Here is a 16,433-nt window from a genome sequence, read left to right on the forward strand (position 1 = left end):
ATAGTATACGAATGATTTTATTTAAATAGGCAAAATAGAACTATGTTCTAATATATAGAACATAAATGTTTTTATTAGGGAGGAATAAATGAGAATTTTAGCAATTAATCCAGGTGGAACATCTACGAAGATATCAGTATTCGATGATAAAAATGAAATACTTAAAAAAAGCATAGTACATACAAGAGATGATTTGAAACCATACAGAAAGGTTTTTGATGAGTATGAATATAGAAAAATTTTAATTTTAGATGTTTTATGTAAAGAAAAAATTGAACTTAAATCAATAGATGCAACAGTAGGTCGAGGTGGACTAATGAAACCTATTGAAGGGGGAACTTATAGAGTCAATGATAAAATGATTGATGATTTAAGAAATGAAGTAAATGGAGAACATGCCTCAAATTTAGGTTCAGTTTTAGCAAAAAATATAGGTGATGAGATAGGAGTACCGTCATTTGTAGTTGATCCAGTATCTGTAGACGAATTTGATGAGGTTTCTAGAATAACAGGAATTTCTGATATAGAAAAAGCTAGTTGGCTACACGCACTAAATCATAAGGCAGTATCTAGAAAAATAGCAGAAAAACTAGGTGGAAAATATGAAGATTTTAACTTTATAGTGGCACACTTAGGTTCAGGAATATCAATAGTTGCTCATAAAAATGGAAAAATGATTGACGGTAGTGGAGGTAGATCTGATGGTCCTTTTTCACCAGAAAGAAGTGGTGGATTGCTAGCTTATCCTTTGGTACAACTATGTTATTCTGGAAAATACACTAAAGAAGAGATGGTTACAAAAGTTAGTAGTACAGGAGGAATGTACGACTATTTAGGAACTAAAGATATGGTTGAAATACAAGAAAGAATTGAAGCTGGTGATGAAAAAGCAAAAATAATAATGGATGCTTTTATATATCAAATAGCTAAAGAAATAAGTATGTATGGAGCATCTCTTTATGGAAAAGTAGATAGAATAATTTTGACAGGGGGAATTTCATACTCACAACTTGTTGATGAGGAGGTAGTAAAAAGAGTATCCTACTTAGCTCCTGTTGAAATAGTACCAGGAGAGATGGAAATGGAAGCATTAGTACTAGGAGCACTTAGAGTACTAAATGGGGAAGAAAAAGTAAAAATCTATAAATAAATTTAAGGGGGCAATATGTTAAAAGACTTTGATGATTTATTAAATCAGGCAAAAAAACTTGAAAGAGTAAAGGTAAGTGTGGCAGCAGCAGAAGATGAAGCAGTTTTAAAAGCAGTAAAATATGCCGTTGATTTAGGATTTGTTAAACCAATATTAGTGGGAGATCAAAATAAAATAGAATTAATAGCTAGAAATATTTGCTTAGAAGATTATGAAGTTGTTCATAGTGATTCTCCAGAAGAGTCAGTAAAAAAGGCTGTGGAATTAGTAAAAACTAATAAAGCAAAAGTTCTTATGAAAGGATTAGTAAATACAAGTACTTATTTAAGAGGTGTACTAGATAAGGAAAATGGATTGAGAACAGGTAGATTACTAAGTTTATTAGCGGTTTATGAACTACCTCAATATCACAAGTTATTATACTGTACAGATAGTGGTATAAATGTGGCACCATATTTAAAACAAAAAAAGGATATAATGACCAATGCTTTAATTAGTATGTCTAGTATTGGAATTAAGAATCCAAAAACAGCAATTTTAACAGCAAATGAAATAGTAGACCCTAAGGTTCAATCCACAATGGATGCGTTTGAATTAGTTAAGATGGTAAAAGAAGGAGAAATTCCAAAATGTATAGCAGAAGGACCAATTGCTTTTGATGTTGCCTTTGATGAGCAAGCAGCTAAACATAAGGACATAGAAAGCAAAGTTTCAGGTGATGTAGACTTATTAGTATTTCCAAATATAGAAACAGGAAATGCTTTAGGTAAATCTTGGTTAAGATTTAATGATGCAAAATGGGCGGGTATAGTTTTAGGAGCGACAAATCCTATAATCTTAGGTTCCAGATCTGATACTGCAGAGATTAAAGTGAATTCTATAGCACTTGCTTGTTTAGCATCTCAATAAAAAGGGGGATATATTATTATGAAATACGCACAAAGAATGAATATGGTAAAGGCTTCAGCTATAAGAGCATCTCAGAAAAAGATAGCGGCAAAGGTAGAAAGTGGGGGAAGTGTTATATCTTTTGCAGCAGGTCTTCCTGATCCAAATTTATTTCCGTTGAAAGAAATAACTGAAGTTACAGAAAAAGTACTAAAAGAAAGAGGAGCATTTGCATTAGCATATGGTCCAACTAAAGGTGAAAATGAATTATTAGAATTATTGACAAAGAGGATGAAAGAGGAAGAAAATATTGATACAAAACCAGAGAATATAATAATTACAACTGGTTCACAACAAGGAATAGCAGTCAGTGCAATGATATTGTTAGATAAAGGGGATATAGTAGTTACAGAAAATCCAAGTTACTTAGGGGCAATAAATGCATTTAGACCATATGAGTGTGATTTTTTAGGCGTAGATACAGATGAAGAAGGTATAGTAACTGAGGATTTAGATAAGTTATTATCAGAAAATCCCAAGGTCAAGATTATTTATGTAATACCAACTTTCCAAAACCCAACAGGTAAAACTTGGTCACTTCAGAGAAGAAAAGATTTTATGGAAGTTGTAAATAAATATGAAGATGTAATAGTAATAGAAGATAATCCATATGGAGAAATAAGATTTACAGAAGAACCACTTCCTACACTTAAATCCTTAGATACAAAGGACAAAGTATTATATCTAGGGTCTTTTTCAAAAGTACTATGTCCAGGGTTAAGAGTTGCATGGATGTGTGGAGATAAAGATCTTATAGATAAGGCTGAACTTTTAAAGCAAGGTATAGATCTTCAATCCAATCAATTTTCACAAATACAAGTTATAGAGTTTTTAAAGAAATATGATTTAAATAAGCACGTAGAGAAAATAAGAAAAGAATACAAAAAAAGATGTTTCTTAATGTTAGATACAATGAAAGGGTATTTGCCTAAAGAAGTAAAATACACTGAACCTGATGGGGGAATGTTTATATGGGTAGAGTTACCAGAAGAAATAAATGTAGACGATTTATTAGATAAAGCAATAGATTCTGGAGTTGCATATGTTTCAGGAGAGTCATTCTTTGCAAATAATGGGCCTAAAAATACTATGAGACTCAATTATACAACAATGTCAGAAGAACAAATAGTAGAAGGAATAAAGATATTATCTAATGTATTAAAGCAAGAACTTAATTATGCATGTGAATAAGTATAAAGGAGAGAAATTTATATGGGAGAGAAGACAAAAGATACTGGTTTTGGAAAATTATTATTTCAATTAACAATAATAGCAATATGCTGGGAAGTAGTTTATATTATACCATTTATTCAATACACACTTTATGATCCTATTTTACAAGCATTGCAATGTACTAATACTCAACTTGGATTATTGTTAACAATTTATGGTCTTGGTAATATATTTGGTGCCCCGGTAGGTGGATGGTTAGCAGATAGATTTGATTATAGAAAAATAATATTAGGATCAGTATTTCTAAATGGAGTAGTATCTGTAGCATTTGCTTATAATATGAACTATAAATTTGCTCTTGTAACTTGGGTGGGATGTGCAATTACTTCGTTAGTAATGAATTATCCTTCTATGGTAAAAATTCTTAGAGTTATAGGAAAAGAAAATCAAGGTAAAGTTTATGGATTTAATGAGGCTATGGTTGGAGTTTCTGGAGTAGTAATGGGAGCAGCATTTTTATTTTTATACGCAAAAATTGGAGTTCCTGCTTTAGGAATGAAGTGGGTAATGATATCTCTAGGAATCTTATCTTTTGTTATGTGTCCAATATTGTGGTATGTAATAAAAGATGTAGAGGTGGAAGATATCAAAGATGATGACAAAGAAAAAATGACAATGAAAGACTTTATAATAGTTTTGAAATCACCAAACACTTGGTTAGTTGGAATAAGTATATTCTGTGTATATTCATTTACAGTTACAATGTCTTATTTTACTCCTTATGTAACATCAGTACTTGGAGGATCAGTTGCTCTTTCTGGAGGGTTAGCAATAGTAAGACAACATGGACTTAAATTGTTTGGAGCACCATTTGGAGGGTTTTGTGCAGATAAATTAAAATCTCCAACTAAAGTTCTTATACCAATATATGTTTTCGGAATAATAACTATAGTTTTATTCTTAGTGCTACCATCATCAACACCTATGATAATGTTTATAGCATTAACATTTATTGTTGGTCTTCTAGGGTATATGGGAAAAGGTATATATTACGCAGTGCAAGAAGAAGTAAACGTACCTGTTAGATATTCAGCAACTACAATAGGTATTGCTGCAGCATTAGGTTTTTCACCAGATGTATTTCAGTTCGCTTTAATAGGATACTGGATTGATACATTTGGAAATAAAGGATATACTTATACATTTATCTTCCAAATCGCAATATTAGTAGTAGGAATATTTGCTGGTTTATATATATTAAATCTTAAGAAAAAAAGAGCTAGAAATGCTGAAAATACTATAGTATCAGAATAACTTAAAAATAAACACAAAACCCTAGATATATCTTAGGAGTAAATTAGGGCTTTGTATGAAATAAAAATAGAACAATGTTCTAAAATATTAAAACATAACTGAAGGGAGAATGATCTAATGTCAAAAGTGAAATTAGAAGTTGAAAGATGTAAAGGTTGCTATTTATGTATGGATGCTTGTAAAAAGGAAGCTATAAGTCTTTCAGACTATACAAATAAAAAAGGATTTGTAACAGTACAAGTTGACGAAGAAAAATGTGTTCAATGTGGAGCTTGTTATACAATGTGTCCAGATTTAGTATTTGAAATATTATAGGGACTATAAGGGGGGAAAAAACATGGAAACTTTATTAATAAAGGGAAATGAAGCCTTAACAGAAGGGGCAATCCGTGGAGGATGTAGATTTTATGCTGGATATCCAATTACTCCACAAACAGAAATATTAGAGATGATGTCATGGAGACAAAAAGAAGTAGGTGGAGTATTTATACAAGGAGAATCTGAAATTGCTAGTGTAAATATGGTTATGGGAGCTTGTGCTCTTGGAGCGAGAGCAATGACTTCTTCATCAGGGCCAGGTTTTTCACTAAAACAAGAAGGTATAGCTTATTGGGTATCAGCAGGATTACCAGCAGTAGTAGCTTGTGTCCAAAGATATGGTATAGGAGATGGATTTATAGGAGCAGGTCAAGATAACTATTGGCAGGCTGTCAAAGGTGGAGGAAATGGAGATTATCATCTAATAGTTTTGGCACCAAACAGTGTTCAAGAAAACATGGATATGGCTTATGAATCTTTTGAATTAGCTGAAAAATATATGCATCCAGTACTATTATTATCAGATGCAACTATTGGGCAAATGATAGAACCTTGTGTGGCACCACCAATGAAAGAATATGACAAGGATCAAGCACACTGGGCATGTAAAGGAACTCCAGTAGGAGAGAAAAATAAGGTTATAACAGATATAACTTATTTTGAAGACCAAGATACATGGCAAAAGGGTTATATAGAAAAAATGCGTAGAGTTCAAGAAAATGAACAAAGATGGGAAGAAATCTCTATAGAAGATGCAGATGTGGTATTTGTAGCTTATGGAATATCATCTAGAGTTGCAGAAGGAGCAGTAAGAGAAGGTAGAAAGCAAGGATTAAAACTTGGATTAATAAGACCGAAAACTCTATGGCCTTACCCAAGAAAAGCATTTAAAAAGTTGCCAGAAACTTTAAAAGGTTTAGTAACTGTTGAAATGAACATGATGTCTCAAATGAAAGAAGACGTTATTATATCTTGTGAAAATAAATATCCAGTATATTCAGCTGCAACAGCACAACATATGCCGGAAGTAAATCAGTTAATAGATTATGCAAAAAATATTATTGATGGAAAAGCAACTGTAGAGGAGGTATTTTAACTATGTCTAAAAAAGCACCTGCAATTATGATGAAAGAAAACATGTTTTGTGGAGGATGTGGTCATTCTTTATTTGACAGAATACTTGGAGAAGTACTTACAGAAATGGATATTTGTCAGGATACAATAATATGTTCTGATATAGGATGTAACCATATGTTCCAATTTAGTATGAATGTGGATGTTGTAGTTCCTCCTCACGGAAAAATGGGAGCAGCAATGACTGCAATGAAGAGAGTAAGACCAGATAAATATATATTTACAATAGCTGGAGATGGTGGAGCATACGCCATAGGGCTTGGAGAAACAATGTCTGCAGCAATAAGAAATGAAAACGTGGCATTCTTTGTAATGAATAATGGATTATTTGCAATGACTGGTGGACAAATGGCCCCAACTACAATACCTGGTCAAAAAACTGCGTCAACTCCATATGGCAGAAACTTTGAAGATCATGGAGCTACAATAGATGTGGTAAAAACTATGGGAAATTTAGATATAGCATATCTTGCTAGATGTACAATTACTAATCCCAAGGAAATCAATAAAACTAAGAGATATATTAAGAAAGCATTGGAAAAACAAAGAGAAAAACAAGGATTTTGTTTAGTAGAAGTACTTGTTCCTTGTCCAACAAACTGGGGATTAAATCCAGTAGATGCAATGAAGAGAATAGAGAATGAATTAATTCCAAACTATCCACTAGGTGAATTTATTGATAAGGGGGCAAAATAATATGTTAAATGAAATAATTTGTGCTGGTTTTGGAGGACAAGGTGTCCTAACAGCAGGAAAAATATTAATATATGTAGCATATAAGGCAAAAAAACAACTTACATGGTTCCCTTCATATGGAAATGAAATGAGAGGTGGAAGTGCAAACTGTAATGTTGTAATAAGCGATGAAAAAATAGCAAGTCCAGTTGTAAAAAATCCAAGCATATTACTAGGAATGAATAGTGTTTCTGTTAATAAGTATGAACCATTAATGAAAAAAGATGGATACATGTTTGTTAATAGCTCTTTAGTAGATAAAGATAAGGCATATAGAGATGATGTAAATGTTGTTTTAGTACCTGTAACAGAGATAGCTCAAGGAATAAAAAATGAAAGAGCGGCTAATATATGTATGTTAGGTACAATGGTTAAAAAGTTAGGAATATTTACAAAAGAAGAATTTGAAGATGGCATGTGTGAATACTTTGAAAATTTAGGTAAGGGCAAATTTAATCCTAAAAATATTGAAGCTTTTGAAGCGGGCTATAATTACCAATTAAATTAAAATATAAAATAAGTAATCTAGAGAATCTTAATAATTTTTATTAGGATTCTCTAGATTTAAAATAAATACTAAAAATCAATTACATAAAAAATGAAATAAATGTAATTATTTCTTCTTTCATTTTTGATATAATTGATTTTGACTCGAAAATTGAAAATAAATATAATGGGGGAATGGAAAATGAATAATAAATTTTTAGACATTATTGATGAAATTAGAGATGAAATAATTGAGTTGAGTATGGATATATATAATAATCCAGAAATAGCAATGGAAGAACATAGATCATGCAAAGAGCTATCAGAATTCTTAAAATATAAGGGATTTGAAATAGTAGAAAATTTAGGTGGAATGGATACCGCATTTAAGGCTAGTAAAAAAAATGGAAACGGGCCGAAAATAGCATTTATAGCAGAATACGATGCACTACCTTATGGACATGCTTGCGGACATCATTTAATTTGTAGCATGAGTATAGCTGCAGCAATTTCTTTATCTCAGGTATTAGATACGTATGGAGGAGAAGTAAGTGTTATAGGAACACCAGCAGAAGAAATAGGAGAAGGTAAGCCATATTTAATAGAAAAGGGAGTATTTGATGATTATGACATAGCTATGATGATTCATCCTGCTGGTGTAACATGTATAGAACCAGATGAAGTTAATGTGGGAGGATATGATTTTACATTTAAAGGTAAAGCTAGCCATGCAGGTCAAGTTCCTTTTGATGGAGTGAATGCACTTGATGCAATTGTACTATTTTATCAAAATATCAGTCTTCTTAGACAACAATTAAAAGACGGCACTAGAATACATGGCATAATAGTGAATGGAGGAGAAGTTGTAAATTCTATTCCAGATGTTTGTACTATTAGATATGAAGTAAGGCATCTTGATTATGACTATTTTCAGGAAGTTATTGAGAAGGTTATAAGGTGTGCAAAAGCTGCAGCATTAGCAACTGGATGCGAATTAGAATACGAGCCATTTGAAAGAACTTGTTTAAGTCTAAGAAAAAATAAAATATTGGCAAACTTATTCAAAAAACATATGGAGTCATGCGGAATTTATGAGGAAGGAATTTATTGTGGTGGTGCTTCAGATATAGGTGACTTAAGTCATAAATTACCTGCTTTGCAACCATTAATTGTGTTTTCGGAAAATAAAGAAGAGGTTCATACTAAGGAATTTTTAGAAGAATCAATAAAACCTTTTGCGCATGAAAGGCTGATTATAGGAGCCAAGCTTTTAGCATTAACAGGATTTGATTTGTTAAAGGATAGTAAGCTAGTAGATAAAATTAAGAGTGAAATGATTTAATTAAGGGGGGTATATATGAAGGAAAAAATATTACTTAAAATAGAATCTATAAGAGAAGAAATAATAAATTTAAGTATGGATATATACAATAATCCAGAAATAGCAATGGAAGAATATGAGTCAAGTAAGAAGTTAGCTAATTATTTAAGAGAAAAAGGTTTTGATGTAGAGGAAAATTTTGAAGGAATGAAAACTGCATTTAAAGCCACTATAAAAAATGGAGAGGGACCGAAAATAGCCTTATGTGCAGAATATGATGCATTACCTTATGGACACGCTTGTGGACATCACTTAATAGGAGCAATAAGTATAGCAGCAGGAATAGGAATAGCAGAAGCTTTAAAAAAATATAGTGGTGAAATCAGTATATTGGGCACACCAGCAGAAGAAATAGGAGAAGGAAAGCCGTATTTAATAGAAAAAGGGGTATTTGATAATTATGACCTAGCTATGATGGTTCATCCTTTTGCTGATACATGTATAGAACCTATCGTTACAACAATAGGAGGATATGATTTTACTTTTGTAGGAAAAACAAGCCATGCAGGAGCTAAGCCATATGAAGGCATAAATGCACTTGATGCAGTTGTAAGTTTCTACAATAATATAAGCGTGTTGAGACAACAATTAAAAGATGGTACTAGAATACACGGAATAATATTAGAAGGTGGAGATGTGGTAAATTCCATACCTGATAGATGTAAGATGAGATACGAAATAAGATCAACAGAGACAGACTATTATAGTGAAATAGTTGAAAAAGTTATAAATTGTGCAAAAGCAGCTGCATTAGCAACTGGATGTGAATTAGAATATAATCAATTTGAACGTGTTTGCTTAGGTTTAAAGAGGAACAAAACTTTGGCAGACATATTCAAAAGTAAAATGGGTGAATTTGGAATAGTAGATAGCCCAAAACAATTAAGTGGAGGCTCAACTGATATGGGAGATGTAAGTCATGTAATACCATCTCTTCATCCAATGGTGAAATTTGTAGAAAACAATGAAGATGTTCATACTAAAGAGTTTTTATCATCTTCCAAAAAACCATTTGCTTTTAATATGTTAATAAATAGCGCTAAAACACTAGCTATGACAGCTTTAGAAGTTTTAAAAAATCCACAGCTAGTTGATGAAATGAAAAAAGAACATAACAATTAGCTAATAATAGAAAATATTATTATAAATTTAGCCACAACTAATAAAATCCCTAAAAAAGCTATGGTATAACTAAAAAAATTTGGTTTTACCATAGCTTTTTCTTTAAAATAATATTTCAGTAAGATTTTTAGGTCTTCCTTTTCCGTTGCTAGTTTCTTTGGCAATAACTCGTCCTAAATTAGAAGAGACTATTTTCTGAAGAATCCTCCTAGCACTTCTTTCACTTAAATCTAACAAATCAGCCAGTTCCTTTGAATCATATATATTGCTTTTTCTTGTTTCATTTAAAGCAATTATTTTAACTATAGATTCACAGCTAAGTCCTGTACTTTCTGAAATATGTATTAATTTTTCATCAGAAACTTTAAGGGAGTAATTTAAAGATCCTTCCTCGCCTAAAGGTCCTATCATAGTGTCATCTTCATCTACCATATATATATGAGATGATTTTGAATCTATGGATTTTAATAAGGCTTTTCTAGCATTTGTTTCAGCTTGATAAGACGTTGTACCTATTCCAAGGCCTATGTTTAGAAAAAAACCAATATGTTTAATATCCTTCGATAATTCCAATAATTTATTATAGTTTTCTTTATCGTAAATAGCTCCTTTATTGGCAAATATTATGTACTCATTACGACCAAATGGAAACAAAGAACCTTGAATGCTTCTAACATAATCGACTATATATTTGTCCATATCTGACTTTTTTATCATATTAGAATAGTAGTATTCTATGTCATTTTTATTATCTGTAAAACTTATTATTTCCACTGCAATTTGAGAATATTGAGCCATACTTAACGCATATTTGCCCTTTAGCTCTTTGTAGGCAACTTTAATTAAAGGAATGGTAGGTTCTAATCTATATACAGGATAACCTTTTTTCTTTAGTTCACTATAAACATCACTAAAACCAGTTATCATAACATTAGTTTTTCCTTCATTGTATAGCTCTTCATGCCACAAAATAGCTTGTGTTTCATTTGTTTGTTTTGTAAAAGGATTGCTATATAAATTAGTAGGTTCAATGGAAAATTCTTTTATTATATCTTCTAAAACTTCATTTTCAATAACATCTATACTTATTTTATCGAAGTTAGCATTGTCTGATTTTATCTCCCATAAAGCTTTTACAATACTTGTACCTCCCCTAGATACAAAGTCGTAAGGCTTTTTAATATTGTAATTATCTTTTACATATTCACTTACAGCACATCCAGTAAACATAATTGCGTCACACTCATTTTCACAATCACTTATTACTTCTAATGTGTCTTCGACTTTTTCTCTATTATATATTTTAATTTCCATGTGGGGATTGATCTCTTTTAAGCAGTCTTTTATTTTTGTACTAGAAAATAAAGGACCAATTATTCCTATCACCATTGACTTCACTCCTAATAAAAATTTACGTCTATATATTATTTTATCATAAATTGAAAACTATTATTAGGTGCTTTTCAATTTATGATAAAATAATATATTTTTATGCAAATAAAAATCACTCCTATGCTATAGGCAAAAGGAGTGACTTTTATTTTAAAATATTAAATTTATTTTATTCCAGCTGCAGTATGTAATATTTCAGTTGCGGCAAAAGCAGTTTCATAGTTTAGTAAATTATTTTTTCTTCCATAAGTTATAGATTCGTTTAATGCATTTATCCAGTCTTCTTTAGTATCTGCTGTAGCATTTTGTACACCTTCTACATCAGTCATTACTCTTCTTAATATAGTATTATCAAGTGTTGAAATTTCACCTGCTAGTCTATATATATCTTTAACATATTCATTTTCTGGATCCATATCTTTTATTCTTTCTACTGCTGTGTTAGCAAATATAACCATTCTATCATAATTATCTCTATCTATAAGGTTTTTGTTATCCATTATATCTATTGCTATTCTCATTTCTTCTATAGCATATTTTAGTTGTTCTTGGTCAATATTTGATGATTTCACATCTTTAGCGGCAAGTTTGTCTGCATATTTATGTAAGAATTTATTTGCATTATTTAATGTTGTTTTATTTATATAATTTTTATATTCAGAGTGTACAATATCAGACAATGTTCCATTTAAGTAGCCTAGTACTGTTTCTTTGTGCTCTTTACTATAATCATTATCAAAAGCTTCTTTTATATTTTTCATTTCCCCGTAAAGTCTATCTGATATATCTATTGCCATTCTAAGCTGTTCAGCAGTTTCATTAATAAATGTGATATGCTCGTTACTTTCCATTCCTCTAACCCTTTCAACTGCAGCACTTGCAAACGCAAGTACGTATTCACGGTTATCTGGATTAGCTAAATCTTTATTATCTAAATAATCAACTACAACTCTTATCTCCTCTATAGCATATGCTAATTGTTGATTATATTCCTCTGTTGCAGCAGTCTTTTCACCTGTATTTATCTCCTTAGCACTTACTTCTATTGCTGGAGATATAGCTGAAAACATTAATGCTGCAGCCATAGCACTACCTACAAGTCTAGCCATTTTATTTTTTATCATACCCTTATTCCTCCTTTGAATTAAAAAAGCTTTATATGTTCTACGTTTAATTTGTGAACCATTCATTATAGATTTTATAGATTAAGATATTAATTAACAATTATCATAAGGTGTAGTTTTTTATCCTTTAAGTGACCATAAAGTATAATTAGTATTATAAATAATACTGCTTTAGTAGTACTACGAAATGATTATAATAATAACTGCTACGTATTGTATAAAATTATAGTATTGTATAATATATTTTTAGTTCTACATTCAACTACAATAATAGATATAAACATTCAAGGGGTTTTAAAAAGAGTGTAAAATATAGGGGGATGAAAAATGAAAAAGAACAAAACAATAGCATATTTATTAGCAGCAACATTATTAGTTGGGGGGACTTTTGTAGGAACTAAAGCACTTTTCTCAGATAAAGAAGAAGCTTATCATGATTTAGTAATAACAATGGGGAATCTAAATGTAGATGTTACAGAAGGTGAATGGGTAAATCTAAATGATAAAAATACAGAAGCTACTAATACAGGAAGTAAAGATGTATTTACTAATGTAAAACCAGGAGATAGATTTGAAAAGAAATTTGTAATAAAAAATAATGGAACATTAAATCAAAAACTTACTATAAGTGGTGGATATGTATTACAAGGTTATTCTAAGGATGTACTAGTAGGACAAACTTTTACTGATTTAAATAATAAAGTGTTAAAAGCTGGAGAATCAGTTGAAGCTATTATAGATGTTTGTATACCTGAGGATACAAAAGGTTTATTTGGGGATAAAGACGGACTTAACTTAAATGAAAGACCTACATTTAACTTTAATGACTTAGTTGCACCATTTGAAATAAATGCAACTCAAGTTAACTAATTTAGAATCAGATAAATTACAATAAATAAAAGCGCCCTTATTTATGGGGCGCTTTTTTAGAAAAGGGGAATTTTAGTGAATGAAAAGTTGAAAATAGGGATGATTTCATCCTTGCTTATAGTACTTTCTTTTAGTAGCTGTTTTGCTGAAAAACAAAATGTAGATATAGAGCCTACCTTTACAAAAGAGGATGGGTTATGGTATCCAGGAAGAGTTGAAAGCAAAGATTTTAATTTAATAAACAATAGAGAAGAAAATATAATAGTAGATAAATTATATATGAAATTTAAATCATGTAAAGATTTAGAAACAAATGATACTTTGAATATATTTAATAAAAAGTATAGAGAATTTGTGAAAAATAGTACAGTGAAACTTACTTACAAAGATGAGGTTTTATTAGAAGAAAGATTGGAAAATTTGACGCTTGAAAAAGGGATAGCATTTAATAAGGAGATAAAAGTAGAAGAAGGGAAAGCAGCATTATTAAATATGACAATAGATATGGATGAAGAAATGAATAATGATGCTCAAAATATTGAAAGTATATTTAAAATATCAGTGTCTTATAAAGTAGATGATGGTTCTGGAATAAGTAAGCCAGATGAAGAGGTAGATAAAGATAAGGACAATAATAACAAGGGGAATTTACCACAAACAGGTGGTTTAATAAATGGTGAAAGCTTATTAGCTCTTGGAAGTATTGTTATAGGTACAGGAATAATACTAAATTTAAAAAAGGGAGGTAAACATGATGAGTAGATTAAAAAGAATGAAAATGAAAAAACAACAACAATGTTTAAAAGCTACTATTTGTGGTGTATCTCTATGCTTATTAATAAGTATAACAGGAGTTTTGGGAAGTTACGCTTATTTATCAGATCAAGAAAAAGTAAACAATAATATAGTAATTACCTTGGGTAATGTGAATACGTCTATTGATAAGGGAATAAATTTTGGGGAGTTAAGCTCTGGAAAAGAAAAAACTAAAACTTTCTATATAGAAAATTCAGGTACTCTTAATCAAAAAGTAAGCTTAAAATTTATGCCGACCTCATCTGAGGATGAATATGATAAATTACTTAGCAAAACTTTAAATTTAAAAATGAGAATAATAGAAGTTGATGAATCTGGCAATATTGTGGAAAGTAGTATACCTATGACTCAACATTATTTATATAAGTATTATGATGGAAGTGTTTCACCAAAGTTATCAAATATAGTACTAGAAAGTGGACACAAATATAAAATTGAGGCTACTATAAAGCCCTACAAATATGAATCTAATGAAATTAGAAGAATGGATGCTCCATTATACCCTGATGAAACATTTAGTTTTGGGATACAAGTAAATGCTGAGCAAGTTAAGGGGGAAAATTAATATGAAGAGTATAAAAAAATATATTGCCCTTGGGTTTGCTATTTCATTAGTATTTGCAGTAAGTAATCTTTCTTATGGTGTATTCAAAGATAGTGACTATGCATCAGTTAATATGAAATTTAATGCTGAGTTGCCTAAAATTAATAGTCAGAATAAAAAAGTTGAAAAATCATATGATATACATTCACATACATACAAGATTGTAATAAGTGAATGTATATATGAGGGAAGAGAACTTTATAAAGATGAAAGTAACAAGGAAATCGAAGAACTAAAATTTAAACTAAATGCAAATCAAACTCCATTGGAAGGTGCTGACGTTATTTACACTAGAAATGGAAAAGATATAAAAATAATAATAGAAAAAAGAAATTATAATAATAACTCTACTAAACACTGTAATTTAAGTATTCAACCATATTTAGTAAAAGCAGGTGGAGGTATATTAAACATAGATAAAGAAATAAAAATATTTTTAGAATTAGAAAAATCAAATAATAATCAAAGTATAATTAGCCCTAGTGGTGAAAATACAGAAGAAACTGATAGAACAGATAATATTAAAGAAGAAAGTACATTAGATAAAGATGAAAGTTCAGAAGAATCTTCTGATAAAAAACAAGAAACTAATAAAAAAGAAATTAGTACAGAAGAAAATATGACACAAGTCATAGAAAATCCAGTAGAATAGAAGATTTTAATATAGTATAGTAGGAGAGGGAAAATGCCTAATGAAGCAATAGTAAAAAATAAATTTAATAAAACAAAGATAATAAATTTTATATTAATAGCATTATTTTTAGTATTAGGCTTAAATCTGCTTACAACAAAGTCAGAAAAGATGTTTGGTATAATAGGATATAAAACCTATACAGTACTATCTGGTAGTATGGAGCCTACATTTAAGCCTGGTGATTTAATCATAACTAAAAATAAAAACAGGTGTAATATTGATGTAGGAGATATAGTAACTTTTAGTGATGCAAAAGGAACAGTAATTACACATAGAATAGTGGGAGAATTAAACGAAGGGTATATTACAAAAGGTGATAATAATAAAGTGGAAGATAGCGATATAACAAATGAAGAGAATATTATCGGTAAAGTAGTGTTTCACATACCAAAGCTAGGATTTGCTATTAATTTTCTTTCTAATCCTATAGTAGTAGCCATTGAAATGATACTATTATCTTTATTTATTTTTTATTATTTTAAAGAATAGGTGAAGTTTTATGAGAAAAATAGTAGGTAAGATGCTAATATTATTAGGCTCTTTTATAATATGTTCAGTTATATATATTAATTATTCTACAGTAAAAAATAATAATGAAATTGTGAAAATTTATGAAAATGATAATTATAAAAATGACGAAGAAAAAAATGACTTAGTTAACAATGTAGTTTGCATTTTAGAAATACCTAAAATTAATATAAGAGTAGCAGTAAAGGAAGGAACAGATAAAGGCACATTAGAAAAATATGTTGGACATTTTGAGAATACTGCTTTACCAGGTGAGAAAGGGAATTTTGCAGTGGCTGGACATAGTGCATATACTACTAATAAGTTTTTTTCTAATCTAAATGAATTAGAAATAGATGATAGCATTAAGGCAAAGGTAAATGAAAAAGAATATTTGTACAAGGTGACTGATATACAGGTAGTCAAACCAGAAAATCTAAAAGTATTAAACCCACAAAAACAAGATAGTAAAGAAATAACCTTAATTACTTGTACTCCTAAGTATATAGGCACTGATAGACTGGTAGTAAAAGGTGTAGTAAAGTAGAGGGATTATTGCTTATTTATACAATGAAAAATAATTTAAATGCGCATAAAATTGAATAAATATGAGATAAAAATGTCTGCTCTTTTTATTAAAAGAGCAGACATTTTTTGACTTCTAT

General features: G+C 30.1%; 18 protein-coding genes. 16 read left to right on the forward strand and 2 right to left on the reverse strand.

The genetic code is table 11. The features are described 5' to 3' along the window. Positions 1–88: 88 nt before the first annotated feature. The 10 genes from buk (at position 89) to TEGL_RS04895 (ending at position 9,761) form a co-directional block, all read left to right on the forward strand. Positions 89–1,150 carry a butyrate kinase gene (gene buk / locus TEGL_RS04850; protein ID WP_018589059.1) on the forward strand — a complete coding sequence of 354 codons (1,062 nt, stop codon included), beginning with the start codon at positions 89–91 and terminating at the stop codon, positions 1,148–1,150. 15 nt (positions 1,151–1,165) lie between these two features. Then, on the forward strand, positions 1,166–2,059 hold the full coding sequence (locus TEGL_RS04855; protein WP_018589060.1) for a bifunctional enoyl-CoA hydratase/phosphate acetyltransferase: 894 nt from the start codon (positions 1,166–1,168) through the stop codon (positions 2,057–2,059). 18 nt (positions 2,060–2,077) lie between these two features. Next, positions 2,078–3,289 carry a PLP-dependent aminotransferase family protein gene (locus tag TEGL_RS04860; protein ID WP_018589061.1) on the forward strand — a complete coding sequence of 404 codons (1,212 nt, stop codon included), beginning with the start codon at positions 2,078–2,080 and terminating at the stop codon, positions 3,287–3,289. A gap of 21 nt (positions 3,290–3,310) precedes the next feature. Further along, on the forward strand, positions 3,311–4,585 hold the full coding sequence (locus tag TEGL_RS04865) for an MFS transporter (RefSeq protein ID WP_018589062.1): 1,275 nt from the start codon (positions 3,311–3,313) through the stop codon (positions 4,583–4,585). Between the two features lie 117 nt (positions 4,586–4,702). Continuing rightward, on the forward strand, positions 4,703–4,900 hold the full coding sequence (locus TEGL_RS04870) for a 4Fe-4S dicluster domain-containing protein (protein WP_018589063.1): 198 nt from the start codon (positions 4,703–4,705) through the stop codon (positions 4,898–4,900). 22 nt (positions 4,901–4,922) lie between these two features. Beyond that, complete coding sequence (gene vorB, locus TEGL_RS04875; RefSeq protein WP_018589064.1) at positions 4,923–5,999, forward strand: 3-methyl-2-oxobutanoate dehydrogenase subunit VorB; 1,077 nt, start codon at positions 4,923–4,925, stop codon at positions 5,997–5,999. Positions 6,000–6,001: 2 nt separating this feature from the next. Further along, positions 6,002–6,733 carry a thiamine pyrophosphate-dependent enzyme gene (locus TEGL_RS04880; RefSeq protein WP_018589065.1) on the forward strand — a complete coding sequence of 244 codons (732 nt, stop codon included), beginning with the start codon at positions 6,002–6,004 and terminating at the stop codon, positions 6,731–6,733. A 1-nt stretch (position 6,734) separates the two neighbouring features. Further along, on the forward strand, positions 6,735–7,280 hold the full coding sequence (locus TEGL_RS04885; protein WP_018589066.1) for a 2-oxoacid:acceptor oxidoreductase family protein: 546 nt from the start codon (positions 6,735–6,737) through the stop codon (positions 7,278–7,280). A gap of 180 nt (positions 7,281–7,460) precedes the next feature. Beyond that, complete coding sequence (locus TEGL_RS04890) at positions 7,461–8,600, forward strand: M20 family metallopeptidase (RefSeq protein WP_018589067.1); 1,140 nt, start codon at positions 7,461–7,463, stop codon at positions 8,598–8,600. A 15-nt stretch (positions 8,601–8,615) separates the two neighbouring features. Continuing rightward, a complete protein-coding gene (locus tag TEGL_RS04895; protein WP_018589068.1) occupies positions 8,616–9,761 on the forward strand; it encodes a M20 family metallopeptidase in 1,146 nt (381 codons plus the stop codon). Positions 9,762–9,863: 102 nt separating this feature from the next. Here TEGL_RS04895 and TEGL_RS04900 read toward each other — a convergent pair whose 3' ends face one another. Continuing rightward, on the reverse strand, positions 9,864–11,150 hold the full coding sequence (locus tag TEGL_RS04900) for a hypothetical protein (protein ID WP_018589069.1): 1,287 nt from the start codon (positions 11,148–11,150) through the stop codon (positions 9,864–9,866). A gap of 167 nt (positions 11,151–11,317) precedes the next feature. Further along, positions 11,318–12,277 (reverse strand): hypothetical protein, encoded by a 960-nt coding sequence (locus tag TEGL_RS04905; protein ID WP_018589070.1) that lies wholly within the window; start codon positions 12,275–12,277, stop codon positions 11,318–11,320. 327 nt (positions 12,278–12,604) lie between these two features. Here TEGL_RS04905 and TEGL_RS04910 point away from each other — a divergent pair, with 327 nt between their 5' ends. The 6 genes from TEGL_RS04910 (at position 12,605) to TEGL_RS04935 (ending at position 16,315) form a co-directional block, all read left to right on the forward strand. After that, on the forward strand, positions 12,605–13,147 hold the full coding sequence (locus tag TEGL_RS04910) for a TasA family protein (RefSeq protein ID WP_018589071.1): 543 nt from the start codon (positions 12,605–12,607) through the stop codon (positions 13,145–13,147). A 75-nt stretch (positions 13,148–13,222) separates the two neighbouring features. Further along, positions 13,223–13,909: a hypothetical protein gene (locus TEGL_RS04915; RefSeq protein ID WP_018589072.1), complete on the forward strand. Its 687-nt coding sequence runs from the start codon at positions 13,223–13,225 to the stop codon at positions 13,907–13,909. Continuing rightward, positions 13,902–14,528 carry a TasA family protein gene (locus TEGL_RS04920; RefSeq protein ID WP_018589073.1) on the forward strand — a complete coding sequence of 209 codons (627 nt, stop codon included), beginning with the start codon at positions 13,902–13,904 and terminating at the stop codon, positions 14,526–14,528. The genes TEGL_RS04915 and TEGL_RS04920 overlap by 8 nt, the downstream gene beginning before the upstream one ends. Before the next feature lies 1 nt (position 14,529). Beyond that, on the forward strand, positions 14,530–15,219 hold the full coding sequence (locus TEGL_RS04925; RefSeq protein WP_018589074.1) for a hypothetical protein: 690 nt from the start codon (positions 14,530–14,532) through the stop codon (positions 15,217–15,219). Between the two features lie 33 nt (positions 15,220–15,252). After that, entirely contained in the window at positions 15,253–15,750 is a 498-nt protein-coding gene (locus TEGL_RS04930; protein WP_018589075.1) for a signal peptidase I, read from the forward strand. Between the two features lie 10 nt (positions 15,751–15,760). Then, complete coding sequence (locus tag TEGL_RS04935; RefSeq protein ID WP_018589076.1) at positions 15,761–16,315, forward strand: class D sortase; 555 nt, start codon at positions 15,761–15,763, stop codon at positions 16,313–16,315. Positions 16,316–16,433: the final 118 nt, after the last annotated feature.

The organism is Terrisporobacter glycolicus ATCC 14880 = DSM 1288, assembly GCF_036812735.1.
GTDB classification, from domain to species: domain Bacteria; phylum Bacillota; class Clostridia; order Peptostreptococcales; family Peptostreptococcaceae; genus Terrisporobacter; species Terrisporobacter glycolicus.

What these genes read in the sequence shown, in the direction of transcription:
- TEGL_RS04905 (WP_018589070.1), bottom strand. Translation starts at nt 12,277, where the DNA reads ATGATAAAAAATAAAATGGCTAGACTTGTAGGTAGTGCTATGGCTGCA.
- TEGL_RS04925 (WP_018589074.1), top strand. Translation starts at nt 14,530, where the DNA reads ATGAAGAGTATAAAAAAATATATTGCCCTTGGGTTTGCTATTTCATTA.
- TEGL_RS04935 (WP_018589076.1), top strand. Translation starts at nt 15,761, where the DNA reads ATGAGAAAAATAGTAGGTAAGATGCTAATATTATTAGGCTCTTTTATA.
- TEGL_RS04895 (WP_018589068.1), top strand. Translation starts at nt 8,616, where the DNA reads ATGAAGGAAAAAATATTACTTAAAATAGAATCTATAAGAGAAGAAATA.
- TEGL_RS04880 (WP_018589065.1), top strand. Translation starts at nt 6,002, where the DNA reads ATGTCTAAAAAAGCACCTGCAATTATGATGAAAGAAAACATGTTTTGT.
- vorB (WP_018589064.1), top strand. Translation starts at nt 4,923, where the DNA reads ATGGAAACTTTATTAATAAAGGGAAATGAAGCCTTAACAGAAGGGGCA.
- TEGL_RS04920 (WP_018589073.1), top strand. Translation starts at nt 13,902, where the DNA reads ATGAGTAGATTAAAAAGAATGAAAATGAAAAAACAACAACAATGTTTA.
- TEGL_RS04860 (WP_018589061.1), top strand. Translation starts at nt 2,078, where the DNA reads ATGAAATACGCACAAAGAATGAATATGGTAAAGGCTTCAGCTATAAGA.
- TEGL_RS04900 (WP_018589069.1), bottom strand. Translation starts at nt 11,150, where the DNA reads ATGGTGATAGGAATAATTGGTCCTTTATTTTCTAGTACAAAAATAAAA.
- TEGL_RS04910 (WP_018589071.1), top strand. Translation starts at nt 12,605, where the DNA reads ATGAAAAAGAACAAAACAATAGCATATTTATTAGCAGCAACATTATTA.
- TEGL_RS04865 (WP_018589062.1), top strand. Translation starts at nt 3,311, where the DNA reads ATGGGAGAGAAGACAAAAGATACTGGTTTTGGAAAATTATTATTTCAA.
- buk (WP_018589059.1), top strand. Translation starts at nt 89, where the DNA reads ATGAGAATTTTAGCAATTAATCCAGGTGGAACATCTACGAAGATATCA.
- TEGL_RS04870 (WP_018589063.1), top strand. Translation starts at nt 4,703, where the DNA reads ATGTCAAAAGTGAAATTAGAAGTTGAAAGATGTAAAGGTTGCTATTTA.
- TEGL_RS04885 (WP_018589066.1), top strand. Translation starts at nt 6,735, where the DNA reads ATGTTAAATGAAATAATTTGTGCTGGTTTTGGAGGACAAGGTGTCCTA.
- TEGL_RS04855 (WP_018589060.1), top strand. Translation starts at nt 1,166, where the DNA reads ATGTTAAAAGACTTTGATGATTTATTAAATCAGGCAAAAAAACTTGAA.
- TEGL_RS04930 (WP_018589075.1), top strand. Translation starts at nt 15,253, where the DNA reads ATGCCTAATGAAGCAATAGTAAAAAATAAATTTAATAAAACAAAGATA.
- TEGL_RS04890 (WP_018589067.1), top strand. Translation starts at nt 7,461, where the DNA reads ATGAATAATAAATTTTTAGACATTATTGATGAAATTAGAGATGAAATA.